Genomic DNA, 14,138 nt, shown 5'->3' with positions numbered 1-14,138 from the left:
CCGCCGCAGCGGGTCGGCAGGGTTACGGAGCGGGGCGATTCGGGCGTTCCGGTACCGCCGGCACGCGTCAGCGCAGGCCACCCCACTTGGCCGCCTTGAGGGCGCCGGCCAGGAAGCCGGTCCAGCGCTCCTGGTCCACGCCCTCGGGGCCGGCGAGGGTGAGCCCGCGCTGGACGGTGACGTTCTGCTCCTCGGTGTACTTGCGCAGCCCCTCGGCGCCGTGCCGACGCCCGAGGCCGGACTGGCCCATGCCGCCCATCGGCGCACCCGTCACGGACCAGGACGCGGCGTACCCGTCGTTGATGTTCACGGTGCCGGCCTTGACCCGAGCCGCCAGGTGGCGCGCCCGACGCACGTCACGGGACCAGATCGAGGCGTTCAGGCCGTAGTCGGAGTCGTTCATCACGGCCAGCGCACCCGCGTCGCCGCGGACCCGGTAGACCCCCACCACCGGCCCGAACGTCTCCTCGCGGTAGGCGAGCATCGGCTCGGCCAACCCCTCCAGCACGGTGGGCTCGTGGACGAGCGGGCCGATCTCCGGGCGGCGGTGACCGCCGGCGAGGAGCCGCGCACCGTGCGCGAGAGCGTCGGCGACGTGTCGCTCTACGGTGTCGAGCTGGGCGGCGCTCGCGAGGAACCCATGTCGGCCCCGTAGGCGAGCTCGGTGGACAGCCGCATCGCCGCGACCTGGGCGAGGAAGCGCTCGAGGAAGGCGTCCGCGATGGTCTCGTCGAGGACCAAGCGCTCCATCGACACGCACAGCTGGCCGGCCGACGCGAACGACGCGACCACCGCGCCGCGGGCGGCCCGGTCGAGGTCGGCGTCCGCCGCGACGTAGAGCGCGTTCTTGCCACCGAGCTCCAGCGAGCAGCCGACCAGGCGCCGGCCGCAGGTCTCGGCCACGTGCCGCCCGGTCGCGGTCGAGCCCGTGAAGCAGACGTAGTCGGCCGTCTCGACCACGGCCTGGCCCACCGTGGGACCGTCGCCGAGGACCACCCGCAGGACCCCGTCCGGCAGGCCGGCCTCGCGCAGCAGGGCGACGGCGCGCAGGGCCGTGAGTGCCGACCTGTTGTCCGGGCGGAGCACGACGGCGTTGCCCGCGAGCAGCGCCGGGATCGCGTCGGTGAGGGACATGGAGAGGGGGTAGTTCCACGGCGCGACGACGCCGACGACGCCCTTGGGCAGGCGCGACGTGCGGCTGACGGTGAGCACGGGGAAGGCGCCGTGGCGGGTGTAGCCGACGAGGTACTCGCGCAGCCGGCGGGCGTAGTGCCGGCTCACCAGCGCCGTGTCCGCCACCTCCTCGAAGGCGTTGGCGCGCGTCTTGCCGGACTCCAGCTGGATCAGGTCGAGCAGCTCCTCCTGGTGGTCGAGCACCAGGTCGTGGAAGCGCAGCGCGATCGCCGACCGCTCGTGCAGCGGCGTGCGCGCCCACCTGCGCTGGGCCGGGCGGGCCGCCGCGAAGGCCGCCGCCACGTCGGCCGGCGTCGACTGCGGGACGGTCGCCAGCGTCTCGCCAGTGAGCGGGGTGGTCAGCTCGAAGCGCTCGGCCTGCGGGCTCGCGACCACCGCCGCCTCCCAGCTCGGTAGACCCGTCAGCAGGGTCCGCACCCGCGGGAGGAGCACCGTCGGTCCGGTCTGGGTCTGCTGCGCATCGGTGACCGTCATGGCACCAGGGTGCCGCACGTGACTGGGTGCGGGCCGATGACCGGGCCGCGCGTGGCCACTCTCACAGGGGGTCCGCCCGCGTGGCAGGCTAGGCCCGTGAGCAGGATCTACGGGAGCACGGCAGTCCTCGCGCTGACCTATCTCGCGCTCTACTGCGTCGGCAACACCGATGGCCGGCGCTGGCTCTACCTCATCGTGACGCTGGCGACGTGGGTGGTGTTCGCTGTCGTGGCGCGGCGATTCTGGCTCGCGCGTCGGGACGGTGCTGTCGAGGGAGGTGCTGTCGAGGGAGATGGTCGCCTCGCCACGCGCCCGGTCCTGCTGGTCGCCCTGCTGGCGGCGGCGATCCAGCTGCCCGGCATGTTCTTCGCGCCGGTGTCGAGCACCGACCTCAACCGGTACGTCTGGGACGGGCGGGTGCAGCTCTCCGGAGTGGACCCGTATCGCTACGTGCCGTTCGACGACCGGCTCGCCCACCTGCGCGACCCGATCCTGTTCCCCGGCCTGCGACCCGACCAGAGCAGCGGCTACACGACCGAGCCGCTGCCCACCGATCGGGCGGCCCTGCTGGAGGTCGCCAAGAACTACCCCGAGCAGACGGTGCTGTCGCGCCCGCGGTTCCCCACGCCATATCCGCCGGTGGCCGAGGCCTACTACACGGCCGTCTCGGCGGTCACTCCCTGGTCGTGGGGCGTCAAGGGATTCCAGCTGGCGGGAGCGGCACTCGCCGTGGCCACCGCAGCCCTGGTGTCGCTCTACCTCAGGGCTCGGGGACGAGATCCGTTGCTGGCATTGCTCTTTGCGTGGTGCCCGACCGTCGTGCTTGAGGCCGGGAACGGCGGCCACGTAGACATCCTGGTCGCCTTCTTCATCGTCCTCGCCGTCCTCGCGGCGCAGGCCAGGCGAGGGCCGCTGCTCGTCGGCCTGCTGGTGGGGCTGGCCGCCGGGGTGAAGCTGACGCCGTTCGTGATGCTGCCGGGCTTCGTCAGCTGGAAACGGTTGCCCGCCAGCGCTGTTCGCATCGCCACCGCCATCGGCACGGTGGTGCTGAGCTATCTGCCGCACTTCCTCGCGGTGGGGACGCTGGTGCTCGGCTCGATCGGTGGCTACGTCGTCGAGGAGAACGGCGAGAATCGCGCCTCCCTGCTGCAGCTCGGCGTGGGCCTCTCCGCCGCCAACCTGCTCGCCGTGGTGATCACCCTCGGCGTGGCGTGCTGGGCGGTCTTCCGACGCCGCACCCTCAGCTTCGACGACCCGGCGCTGCCCGCCCTGGTGCTCCTCGGGACGCTGCTCTTCACGACCACCCCTGTGCTGGCGTGGTATTCACTCCCCCTGCTCGCCCTCGCCACAATGACCCTGCGCCTCGAGTGGTTCGCCCTCGGCGTGGCCGGCGTGCTGGCCTACGGCGGCCACTCGTACTTCCCGATGACCCCCGTCGGCTACGCCGCAGCCCTGCTCGTGGTCGTGCTGGTGTGGCGGCGACGCTCGCTGGCTGCCCAGGCAGCAGCCGCGGCGCAGCCCTGACAGCCTCTGACCGCGCCGCGCCTCCCCGACACGGCAGCTGGTCACCAATCCCACGCCGACACGGCACTTCGCCACCGAAACGGCTGGTAGAGCAGCCATCTCAGTCGCCAACAGCCATCTCGGCCGGCCTGACGCCGACCGACCCGGCTACCTCGCTACCCAGCAGACCCGTCGTCCAGCAGCTGCTCGGCGGCGGCGAGGACGACGGCCGCGGTGAGCACCTCCATCGCCGCCTCGAGCTCGTCCATGGTGGGGACGGTGGGGGCGATGCGGATGTTCTCGTCGTTCGGGTCCTCACCGCGGGGGAAGGTCGCACCCGCGGGGGTGAGGGCGACACCGGCCTCCTTGGCGAGGGCTACGACGCGCTTGGCGGTGCCGGGGACGACGTCCAGGGAGACGAAGTACCCACCGTTGGGGTCGGTCCAGCGGGCGATGCCGAGGTCGCCGAGCCCCTTCTCGAGGTGGCGCAGCACGGCGTCGAACTTCGGCTCGAGGATGTCCCGGTGCTTGGCCATGTGCGCGAGCACGCCCTCGGTGTCCTTGAAGAACGCGATGTGCCGCTGGTGGTTCAGCTTGTCCGGGCCAATCGAGCGCATGCCGTCGTGCTTGAGGAACCACTCGACGTTGGCGGGCGAGGAGCCGAAGAACGCGACACCGGCGCCGGCCAGCGACACCTTCGAGGTCGACGCGAACACGAACGCCCGGTCGGGGTGGCCCGCCTCGGCGCACGCCACCAGGATGTCGGCGAGCTCGTCCTCGACGGAGCGCAGGTGGTGGATGGCATAGGCGTTGTCCCAGTAGATCCGGAAGTCCTCCGCCGCGGTCGGCATCGCGGCGAGGCGCTGCACCACCTCGTCGCTGTAGGTCAGACCGGTGGGGTTGGAGTACTTCGGGACGCACCAGATGCCCTTGATGCTCGGGTCGTCCTTGACCAGGGACTCGACGACGTCCATGTCCGGGCCGAGCTCACCCATCGGCACGGTGACGAGCTCGATGCCGAGGTCGAGGCTGGCCGTGAAGTGGCGGTCGTAGCCCGGGCTCGGGGCCAGGAACTTGACGGTCTGCCCCTGCCACGACGGTGCACCGGAGGGGGCGTGGAAGAACGAGGTGACCAGGCACTGGTGCATCAGCGACAGGCTGGAGTTGTCGCGGGCGACCAGCTGCTCGACCGGGATCTGCAGCAGCGGCGAGAACATCTCGCGCAGCGCGAGCAGCCCCTTGGGTGCCCCGCCGTAGTTGCGCAGGTCACCGGCGTCCGGGCTGGTGTGCTCCCCGACCCCGGGCAGCGCCAACATCGTCTCGGAGAGGTCGAGCTGCTCGACGCACGGCTTGCCACGAGTCAGGTCGAGCTTGCGCCCCTTGGCCTTGAGCTCCTCGTAGCTCGCGCGCGCCGGCTCCACGGCCTGGCGCAGGGTGTCGGTGTCCGGCGTCGTTCCGGTCACGGCGATGGCCTCCCTCGGGTGGGTCTGTTGGGGTTGTCGGTTGTGTTGGCGGTGCCTACGCAGTCGTGGCGCAGTCGTGGCGTGGTCGTGGTCGTGGCGCGGCCCTGACGCACTGGGCGCTCCCCCGCACGCGCGACCCACGGTAGTGGACGGTCAGCGGGGCAGGTAGGGCGAGACCACGACCTCGACCCGCTGGAACTCCTTGAGGTCCAGGTAGCCGGTCGTCGCCATCGCCCGGCGCAGCGCACCGACGAGGTTGGTCGTGCCGTCGGCCTGGCGGCCCGGCCCGAAGAGCACCTCCTGCAGCGACGCCACGGCGCCCACCTCGACCCGCTCGCCGCGCGGCAGCTGCGAGTGGTGCGCCTCGGGGCCCCAGTGGAAGCCGCGCCCGGGCGCCTCGGTGGCCCGGGCCAGGGCGGCACCGAGCATCACGGCGTCGGCACCGCAGGCGATCGCCTTGACGACGTCGCCGCTGCGGCCCATCCCGCCGTCGGCGATGACGTGCACGTAGCGCCCGCCGGACTCGTCGAGGTAGTCGCGTCGCGCGGCCGCCACGTCAGCGACCGCGGTCGCCATCGGCGCGTGGATCCCGAGCGTGTCGCGGGTGGTGTGGGCGGCCCCACCCCGAAGCCGACGAGGACGCCGGCCGCGCCGGTGCGCATCAGGTGCTGCGCCGCCTGATAGGTCGCCGCACCGCCGACGATCACCGGGATGTCCAGCTCGTAGATGAAGCGCTTGAGGTTGAGCGGCTCGACCCGCCCGCTCACGTGCTCGGCGGAGACGGTGGTGCCGCGGATGACGAACAGGTCGCACCCGGCGTCGACCACGGTCTTCCAGTGCTCCTGGGTGCGCTGCGGTGTGAGCGCGCCGGCGACCGTGACGCCCGCGTCGCGAATCTGCTTGAGCCGCTCGGTGATCAGCTCGGCCTTGATCGGCTCCGCGTAGATCTCCTGCATGCGTCGCGTCGCGACGGCGCCGTCCAACGTGGCGATCTCGGCGAGCAGCGGCGCCGGGTCGTCGTAGCGGGTCCACAGCCCCTCAAGGTCGAGCACCCCGAGGCCGCCGAGCCGGCCGAGCGCGATCGCCAGCTCGGGCGACATGACCGAGTCCATCGGCGCCGCCATGATCGGCAGGTCGAAGTGGTAGGCGTCGATCTGCCAGGACGTCGACACCTCCTCCGGGTCGCGGGTGCGCCGCGACGGCACCACCGCGATGTCGTCCAAGGAGTAGGCCCGACGGCCCCGCTTGCCTGCGCCGATCTCGATCTCGCTCACCCGGACACTCTACTGGCCGAGGTCGGCGAGGCCCGGGCCCGTTCGACGGCCGGGCGCGACCGCGCACCCGCTGATGCACATGACTCTTTGCAAAGAAATCTTTGTCGTTCTAGGGTGGGCCGGTGGCCATCCCCCGCGATCCCGAGGTTGCCCAGCCCGACCCACCGCCGCGCGCCGGCACGAGCCCCGAGCAGCTCAAGGCGCTGGCTCATCCGGTGCGGCTGCGGATGCTCGGCCTGCTGCGCCTCGACGGCCCACAGACGGCCACCACGCTGGCCCGTGCGTTGGGGCTCAACACGGGCGCGACGAGCTACCACCTGCGTCAGCTGCACGCGCACGGCTTCGTCGAGGATGCCCCCGAGCTGGGCGGGGGCCGTGATCGCTACTGGCGGGCCGCCCAGCCCAGCACCTGGGTCGAGCCCGCCGAGCTCGAGCCCGACGTCGAGAGCGGCTTCCTGCGGGCGGTCCACTCGACGCATGCCTGGCAGCGCGACGCCGCCCTGCAGGAGCACGCCGACCTCCCCCACACGTGGCGGGCAGCCAGCACGGTGAGCGACTGGACGATCCGGCTGCGCCCGGATCGCGCGCGCCAGCTGGTCGAGCAGGTCGAGGAGCTGATCTCGGGGTTCGCCGACGACCCCGACGAGAGCGAGGACAGCGAGCAGTACATGATCCAGCTCTACGGGTTCCCGCGCCCCGGCGTGCTCGGGCACCGCGACGAGCCGCCGCTGGACCGGCCGGGGCACCCATGATCACTCGCCTCGTCCTGCCGTGGGCGACGGCCGACGTGGTGTCCGTGGTCGGCACCCGGCTGCTCGCCCTGGCGATCCCGTGGTTCGTCCTGACCAGCACCGGGAGCGCCGCCCAGACCGGCGCCGTGGCCTTCGCCGAGATGGCGCCGATGGTGCTGGCCAAGGCATTGGGCGGCCCGCTCATCGACCGGATCGGCGCTGCGCGGGTCGCCGTCGCGGCCGATCTGGTCTCGGTGCCGCTGGTCCTCGCGATCCCGCTGCTGCACGCGGCGGGGCTGCTGAGCATGCCCCTCCTGATCGCGATCGTGGCGGTGCTCGGCACCGCGCGTGGCCCCGGCGACGCGGCGAAGCAGGCCCTGGTGCCCGAGGTCTCCGGTCGCTCCGGGTGGTCGCTGGAGCGGATCTCGGGGATCGCAGGCACCAGCGAACGTCTCGCGTCCACCGTGGGCCTGGCGGCCGGCGGCGTGCTCATCGCCGCGGTCGGGGCGATCGCGACGATCTGGGTCACCGCCGTCGCGCTGCTCGGCTGCGCGGCGTTGATCGGCCTGTTGGTGCGCCCCGCTCTGCGCCCCGTCGAGGCCGACCGGTCGGTGGCATCGCCTCCGGCAGTGTCCACCCTGGAGAGCGACGAATCACCAAGCACCCCAACCGGATACGTCAACCAGCTGCGCGAGGGCTGGCGGTTCGTCATGACCGACCCGGTGATCCTGGCGATCACGATCATGGTCGCGCTGACCAACCTGCTCGACCAGGCGTGGGTGATCGTGCTGGTGCCGAGCTGGGCGCTGCGCCACGACCTCGACGCCAGTGCGGTGGGGTGGACCTTCGCGGTGATGACCGGCGGCGCGGTCGTGGGCTCGGCCCTCGCGTCACTGCTCGCCGAGCGCCTCCCGCGGCGACCGGTCTACCTCATCGCGTTCCTGCTGGCGGGGGCACCGCGCTATGCCGCACCCGCGCTCGACCTGCCGCTGCTGGGGGTGCTCGCGGTAGTGCTGGTGTCCGGCTTCGCGAGCGGCTTCATCAACCCGATCCTGTCCGCGGTGCTGTTCGAGCGGATCCCGACGCAGCTCGTCGGCCGCGTGTCGGCGCTGACGACGGCGATCTGCTGGTCACTCATGCCGTTCGGCGGGCTGCTGGCCGCGGCGCTCATGACCCCGCTCGGAGTGAGCGGCGCGCTGTGGGCGTGCGGCGCGCTCTACCTCGTCGTGACGGTGGCACCGGCGCTGCTGCCCGCGTGGCGCGAGCTGGACGATCGACGAATTCCCTCAGCGCCGTGAGTAGTTCGGCGCCTCGGCGATGTTGGCGACGTCGTGGGGGTGCGACTCCTTGAGCCCCGCCGACGTGATGCGCACGAACTGACCCTTGGCCTGCAGGTCGGGGATGGTGCGCGCGCCGACGTAGAACATCGACTGGTGCAGCCCTCCGACGAGCTGGTGCGTGACGGCTGCGAGCGGACCGCGGTAGAGCACCTGGCCCTCGATACCCTCCGGCACGATCTTGTCGTCGGAGCTGACGTCGGCCTGGAAGTAGCGGTCCTTGGAGTAGGACGTCTTGCCGCGCGAGCTCATCGCGCCGAGCGAACCCATGCCGCGGTACTGCTTGTACTGCTTGCCGGCGATGAAGACCGTCTCGCCCGGCGACTCCTCGCACCCGGCCAGCAGCGAGCCGACCATGACGCTCGAGGCACCGGCGACCAGGGCCTTGGCGATGTCGCCGGAGTACTGCAGGCCACCGTCGGCGATCACCGGCACACCCGCTGGGGTCGCCGCCTGGGCCGCCTCGTAAACCGCGGTGATCTGCGGGACGCCGACGCCGGCGACGATGCGGGTGGTGCAGATGGAGCCCGGTCCGACACCGACCTTGACGGCATCCACCCCGGCGTCGACGAGGGCCCGAGCACCCGCGCGCGTCGCGACGTTGCCGCCGATGATCTGCACGTGCCGGGTGGCCGGGTCGGAGCGCAGCCGCTCGATCATCTCGAGCAGCAGCCGGGCGTGCCCGTGGGCGGTGTCGACGACGAGCACGTCGACACCAGCCTCGATGAGCGTCGTGGCGCGCTGCCACGCCTCGCCGAAGTAGCCCACCGCGGCGCCCACCATCAACCGACCGTGGTCGTCCTTGGAGGCCATCGGGAACTGCTCGGACTTCACGAAGTCCTTCACCGTGATCAGACCGCGCAGGTGCCCCGCGTCGTCCACGATCGGCAGCCGCTCACGCTTGTGCTGGCGCAGGATCGCGGTGGCGTCGGCGTGCGAGATGTCCTCGGGCGCGGTGACGAGCGGCATCGGCGTCATCACGTCGCGCACCAGCGTGGTGGCCCACTCGGCGACGGGCGTGAAGCGCAGGTCGCGGTTGGTGCACATACCGAGCAGGACGCCCTGCGGGTCGACGACGGGGAGCCCGGAGATGCGGTACTCACCGCACAGCTGGTCCAGCTCCTCCAGCGTCGCGTCCGGTCCGATGGTGACCGGGTTGGAGATGCGCCCGGTCTGGGTGCGCTTGACGAGGTCGACCTGGTAGGCCTGGTCCTCGATCGAGAGGTTCCGGTGCAGGATGCCGAGGCCACCCTGGCGGGCCATGGCGATCGCCATCCGCGCCTCGGTGACGGTGTCCATCGCCGCCGAGATCAGCGGCATCCGCACCGAGATCCCCCGCGTGAGCCGGGTCGTGGTGTCGACCTCGCTCGGGATGACGTCCGTCTCGCCGGGCAGCAGCAGGACGTCGTCGTAGGTCAGCCCCAGGGGAGCGAACTTGGGAGGGAGAGCCGCAGGTGCCTCGTGCGTCATGGTCCAATCCTACCGGCCCGTAGACCTCCTCCCTGACGGTCCGTGACCGCCTCGGGCGCTCGCCCGGTGCCCTCTCGGGGTGGGCTGCGGGCTCGGCGAGGGGTGGCTGTGACGGGGGCTGCGACGGGTGCTGTGGCGGAGGCTGCGACCTCGTGGATCAGGGCTGACCGGCGCTGGTGTCGGCGGGTGCGCGACTACCGGGAGGCGGTGGTCGACGCTGCCGGTGCGGCGTTCGTGCTGGTGGTGGCCTTGGTCGTGGCCTTGATGCTGGACGTGGCCTTCGTCGTGGGGTTGGTGCTCGCCCGGCCGGCCTTGACCGCGGTGGCGGTCGAGGCCGCGGTGGTGGTCTTGGCGGTGGTCTTGGCGGCGGTGGTCTTGGTGGCCGTGGTCTTGGCGGCGGTGACGCTGGTCGCCTTGGTGGCGGCCGCCGTGCTGCTGGTAGCGGCCTTGGCGGCGGCGGTTGGCGGCGCAGCCGCCGGAGCGGTGGAGCGGCTGGGGGCCTGCGTGGAGAGAGTCCGCGGGGCGGGCGTCTGCGGGCGGGGCGACGCGTCGACCGACCGGTGCGCCGAGGCGGCCTCGCTCGGCGACTGCGCGGGCGCCGGCGGCGTGACGAGCGGGCCGCTGTCGGCGGTGCCGGGCGCCCCGAAGACGGTGGCTGGTGCCGGCTGCAGCACGAGCTGGTCGGTCCCGGGCGGCCCCACCATGAAGCGCGCACTGCTGTCCGTGGGCAGCGTGACGGCCTGGTCGGTGGGGCGCGGCTGGGTCGGGTTGGGGCTGGTCGCACCGAAGCGCACACCCCCGCCGGTCGACGCGAACCCCGTAGGCGCACCGCCCGGCGCGAGCGCGCCCGAGCCGGCAGCACCGGTGCCGGGCTGACCAGGGCGCGAGGCGCTCGCACCAGCACCGGCGGCAGTACCAGCGGCGCCGCTGGAGGCGCTCGACCCCGGGACGGTCTTGGTCGAGGTGGCGGCGCTCTTGGAGGCCGTACCCGAGGCGCCACTGGTACCTCCGGTGCCACTGGAGGCACCGGTGCCACCCACGCGACCGGCGGAGCCGACTCCACCGATCGAGCCGGCACCGGCACCTGAGGTGCTGCCACCACGCCACCGTGCGCGCGACCCCTGGTCCACACCAGCGCCGTCCACACCCGCGCCGCGGGCGAGCTCACCGAGGTCCGCGCCTGAGCGGGGGCCGGTGGCCACCGACCCCGAGAGGTCGTGCAGACGCTCCGACACGGCAGGGTCGGCCCCCGGCCGCTCGGCGAGCGCGGCGGCAGCCTCCCGCAGGAGCTCGCTGGCAGCGGCGAGGTCGCCACGGTCTACGGCCTGCTGGGCGGCGACGAGCGTGGCCGCGACGGTGGGGTCGTCCGGCGTGGCCGCGCCGGTGGTGCGGGGACGCGTCAGGTCGAGCGCGCCGGGGCCGGCCGCGAGCGAGCTGCCGCGCATGAACTCCGAGAAGCGCCCGCTCGCGGCCGCGGCGACGGTGGCGCCACCGACCAGGCTGGCGGCGAGACCGACGGCGACGCCCACCCGCGAGACCTGCACGATAGTGCCGCTGCGCAGGGCGCCGGGCCGCCGGGCACCGACAGCGCGCGCGCCGGCACCCGAGCCGACACGCGACGGACCGACACGCGACGAACCGGCACCCACCCCCACCTCGGGGCTGGGCTCGAGGCCTACGTCGAGGTCGTCGGTCCAGGCACCGAGCAGCTGGGCGAGCGGGTCGGGGTCGTCGATGGGACGCCGGGCCGCGAGATCGTCGAGCAGGAGCTCGTCGTCGCGCAGCCGGTCGAGGGAGGAGATGTCGAGGGGAGGCGTCACGACGCACCCCCCGGGTGGGTGAGGTCACCGGCGTCGACGGCGGCGCGCAGCCGGGCGAGCGCGCGGTGCTGGGCGACCCGCACGGCACCGGCGGTCATGCCGAGCACCCCGGCTGCCTCGTCGGCGCTCATCCCGACGCCGACGCGCAGGGCGAGGACCTCACGCTGCTGCTCGGGCAGGGACTCCAGCAACCGCCAGGTGGCGGTGGTGCGCTCGTCCGCGAGCACGGACGCGAGCGGGTCGTGACCGTCCACGGCGTCGGGGACCTCGTCGGTCGCGACCGGTCCGCGCAGGGCCGAGCGCTGCACGTCCGCCACCTTGCGCGCGGCGATGGCGTAGACGAAGGCCTCGAAGGGCGCGCCTCGGTCGACGTAGCGGGGCAGGGCTTGGAGCACGGCGAGACACACCTCCTGGGCAGCATCGTCGGAGGCGTGGATCCCCGCGGGGAGACCACCGAGTCGGGCACGGCAGTAGCGATAGGCCAAGGGGCGGATGTCCGTCATCAGCTGGTGCACCGCTTGCGCGTCCGAGCGCGCGGCGCGGGCCACCACCCCAGTGGTCAGACCACTATCACTGGGTGACATCGGCGCCGAGGCATGGTTCGTTACCGATGATGGTTCGGTCACGTCGTAGCACCCCCGGCCGGCGATGGTTCGAGGGTCCGGGGCGCACCGGTCCACCTCGAGCTGGTCTGCCCCCACGGTAGCGCGCGGGTCTGAGCGGCCGGCAAGTCCCGCGCACAGATCCCCCGCGCGCGTCGACGATCGGGCCCCGGATGCGACGCAGCGTGAGCTAGCTGATCAGGCCGGAGCGGTAGGCGAGGGCCACGGCGTGCGCGCGGTCGGAGGCGTCGAGCTTGCGGAACAGCCGCCGCGCGTGGGTCTTGATCGTGTCCTCGGTGAGGTAGAGCTCAGCGCCGATCTCGGCGTTGCTCTTGCCCTGGCTCATCCCGCGCAGCACCTCCAGCTCACGGGTCGTGAGGTTGGCGACGACCCCGCCGTGGTGCAGACCGATGGCGCCGCGCGGCATCGCCTCGCCGATGAACGGAGCGAGGGCCACGGCCAGCTCCTCGCGGGTGGAGTCCTTCATCACGTAGCCCTTGGCGCCGTAGGTGAGCGCGCGGGCGATCCCGTCCACGTCCTCGGCCAGCGTCATCATCATGACCTGGGCGTTCGGACGCAGCGCCAGCAGCCGACGGACGGCCTCCAGGCCTCCGATGCCGGGCATCCGCAGGTCGGTCAGCGTGAGCGCAGGCGTCTCGGCCGCGAACTTGGCCAAGAGCTCCTCGCCGGAGGCGGCGCCGGTGACCCGGGTCACCCCCGGGAGGGTGCCGATGCGCCGCATCATCACCTCGCGGGTGAGCGGCGCGTCGTCGCAGACCATCACCGTGGTCATCAAGGCCCTCCAGTCGCTCTCCATCACCTACATTGCGTACCGCAATATTACGCGGAGTAGTCAAACGACGTCACTCATTGCTCCAAGTTTCCCCAGGTGGATGACAAACCTCCTGGCAGACGTCCCGATCCCCCATCGTCGCGGCTGACCTCCCAGACTACGCTGAGTCGTCACGATAGATGACAGATCGGCACGAATCGTCACAACCGGGTGACCGGCGAGCGGCTACCCCTCTCCCGGGACGGCTCGGGACTCGACCGCGCGGACCACGTCCGTGAGCGTGGCCTCCTGCCCGGGCCAGTGCACCCACCCCTCCCCCCAGTAGACCTGGTCGACCCCCATGACCGCCTGGCGGACGCGCGGGGCGAGCTGGCTCGGGAGCGGACCTTCGGCGACGAACACGGCGAGCACGCCGGAGCCCAGCGCCGAGAAGGTCCCCACCGCGGCGGCTACGGTCGCCTCGGTGGGCAGGCTGCGCGACTCGATGCTGCGCTCGCACAGGGCCGCCTCGAGCAGGCGCAGCGCAGCGTGGTCCAGGTGGCCGGGCAGGCACGCGAGATGGACCGGCACCGGGTTGCGCGGGGCCCGGCGGTTGCGCAGCTCTCCCACCGCGGCCCCGACGGCGTGGTCGAGCAGCCCGAGCGCGCGTGGCCGCTGGCTGTCCGGGAGGCCCCAGAGGACGGTGCGCGCCGCCAGCACGTGCTCGTCCCAGGTCCGGGCGGCGCCGATGTCGCGCACGGCCAGACGCAGCAGGGCCGTGGAGCCCTGGGCGTCGCCGTTGCCGATGGTGCGCACCAGCGTGCCGACCGCCGCACTCACCTCCCCACCGGGCCGCGGCCGCGGGGGGTAGGTGGGACGGGGCAGGCCCGGCGCACCAGCGAGGGGCACCCGGTCTACCCCTGGACGGAGCGGGATTACCGTCAGGGCCGGGTCCTCGGCACCCGCGGCGAGAGGGCGCGCCGACCCGCCGGCGGTCGACGAGGACGCGTCGTGCAGCGGGTGCGCGAGGGTCGCGCTCACGAGCTGCTCCTCGGTCGCGTCCAGGGCACGGGCCGCCGCCTGCTTGGACGACAGGCCGGTCTGGGTGAGCATCCGCATGAACTGCAGTCGGGCCACATCGCTCTCGGCGTAGCGCCGGTGCAGACCCGAGCGGTGCCCCGACGGCTCCAACCCGTAGCGCCGAGCCCAGGTCCGCAGGGTCGACGGAGCCACCCCCACCACTTGGGCGACGGCGGCGACGGTCAGGCTGTCGCTCATCGCGGGGACAGACGTCCTCGTCCGGCCGGTAGTCATCGAGCCATTGTGACGCCCGTCGCACGCGCGCGCCACGCCGGGCCGCGGGCGCCGGCCGAGGCCCGCCGTCATCGTCTGGGCCAATCGCGTGAAAAAAGCATTCGGCCGGGGCCTTGTGACTCGTCAAATCCCTAGGTAGGTTGCAGTCAGTCGGGTTAATAGGCCGCTCTCACACCCCCTGAGG

Annotated in this window: 9 protein-coding genes and 2 pseudogenes; 3 read left to right on the top strand and 8 right to left on the bottom strand. The window is 72.6% G+C overall.

The annotated features are described in order from the left end of the window. Positions 1-67 precede the first annotated feature (67 nt). Positions 68-1,668, bottom strand: a pseudogene (locus MM440_RS10145) (succinic semialdehyde dehydrogenase). A 96-nt stretch (positions 1,669-1,764) separates the two neighbouring features. Between MM440_RS10145 and MM440_RS10140 the strand changes: the two are divergent. Continuing rightward, on the top strand, positions 1,765-3,192 hold the full coding sequence (locus MM440_RS10140; RefSeq protein WP_241444175.1) for a glycosyltransferase 87 family protein: 1,428 nt from the start codon (positions 1,765-1,767) through the stop codon (positions 3,190-3,192). Positions 3,193-3,347: 155 nt separating this feature from the next. On the opposite strand, the gene MM440_RS10135 is transcribed toward MM440_RS10140, so the two are convergent. Together MM440_RS10135 and MM440_RS10130 are read right to left on the bottom strand one after the other, a co-directional pair. Further along, positions 3,348-4,634, bottom strand: a complete 1,287-nt coding sequence (locus MM440_RS10135) for an aspartate aminotransferase type Ic (RefSeq protein WP_241444174.1) — start codon at positions 4,632-4,634, stop codon at positions 3,348-3,350. A gap of 153 nt (positions 4,635-4,787) precedes the next feature. Then, a pseudogene (locus MM440_RS10130) lies at positions 4,788-5,908 on the bottom strand (GuaB3 family IMP dehydrogenase-related protein). Positions 5,909-6,030: 122 nt separating this feature from the next. On the opposite strand from MM440_RS10130, the gene MM440_RS10125 reads away from it, so the two are divergent. After that, positions 6,031-6,660, top strand: a complete 630-nt coding sequence (locus MM440_RS10125) for an ArsR/SmtB family transcription factor (RefSeq protein ID WP_241444173.1) — start codon at positions 6,031-6,033, stop codon at positions 6,658-6,660. Beyond that, positions 6,657-7,937 (top strand): MFS transporter, encoded by a 1,281-nt coding sequence (locus tag MM440_RS10120; RefSeq protein WP_241444172.1) that lies wholly within the window; start codon positions 6,657-6,659, stop codon positions 7,935-7,937. Before MM440_RS10125 ends, MM440_RS10120 begins: the two co-directional genes overlap by 4 nt. Here MM440_RS10120 and guaB read toward each other — a convergent pair. The 5 genes from guaB to MM440_RS10095 form a co-directional block, all read right to left on the bottom strand. Continuing rightward, on the bottom strand, positions 7,926-9,446 hold the full coding sequence (gene guaB, locus MM440_RS10115) for an IMP dehydrogenase (RefSeq protein WP_241444171.1): 1,521 nt from the start codon (positions 9,444-9,446) through the stop codon (positions 7,926-7,928). The two genes, MM440_RS10120 and guaB, sit on opposite strands and share 12 nt — an antisense overlap. A 194-nt stretch (positions 9,447-9,640) precedes the next feature. After that, complete coding sequence (locus MM440_RS10110) at positions 9,641-11,266, bottom strand: hypothetical protein (protein WP_241444170.1); 1,626 nt, start codon at positions 11,264-11,266, stop codon at positions 9,641-9,643. Then, positions 11,263-11,814, bottom strand: a complete 552-nt coding sequence (shbA, locus tag MM440_RS10105) for an RNA polymerase sigma factor ShbA (RefSeq protein ID WP_241444169.1) — start codon at positions 11,812-11,814, stop codon at positions 11,263-11,265. The genes MM440_RS10110 and shbA overlap by 4 nt, the downstream gene beginning before the upstream one ends. A gap of 244 nt (positions 11,815-12,058) precedes the next feature. Next, the gene (locus MM440_RS10100) at positions 12,059-12,661 is read right to left on the bottom strand and encodes a response regulator transcription factor (RefSeq protein ID WP_241444168.1); all 603 of its coding nucleotides are present in this window, start codon (positions 12,659-12,661) and stop codon (positions 12,059-12,061) included. Positions 12,662-12,886: 225 nt separating this feature from the next. Beyond that, entirely contained in the window at positions 12,887-13,954 is a 1,068-nt protein-coding gene (locus MM440_RS10095; protein WP_241444167.1) for a MerR family transcriptional regulator, read from the bottom strand. Positions 13,955-14,138 lie beyond the last annotated feature (184 nt).

The organism is Arsenicicoccus piscis (assembly GCF_022568835.1).
Classification (GTDB): domain Bacteria; phylum Actinomycetota; class Actinomycetes; order Actinomycetales; family Dermatophilaceae; genus Arsenicicoccus; species Arsenicicoccus piscis.
This window is presented reverse-complemented; position numbering and strand designations above follow the sequence as displayed.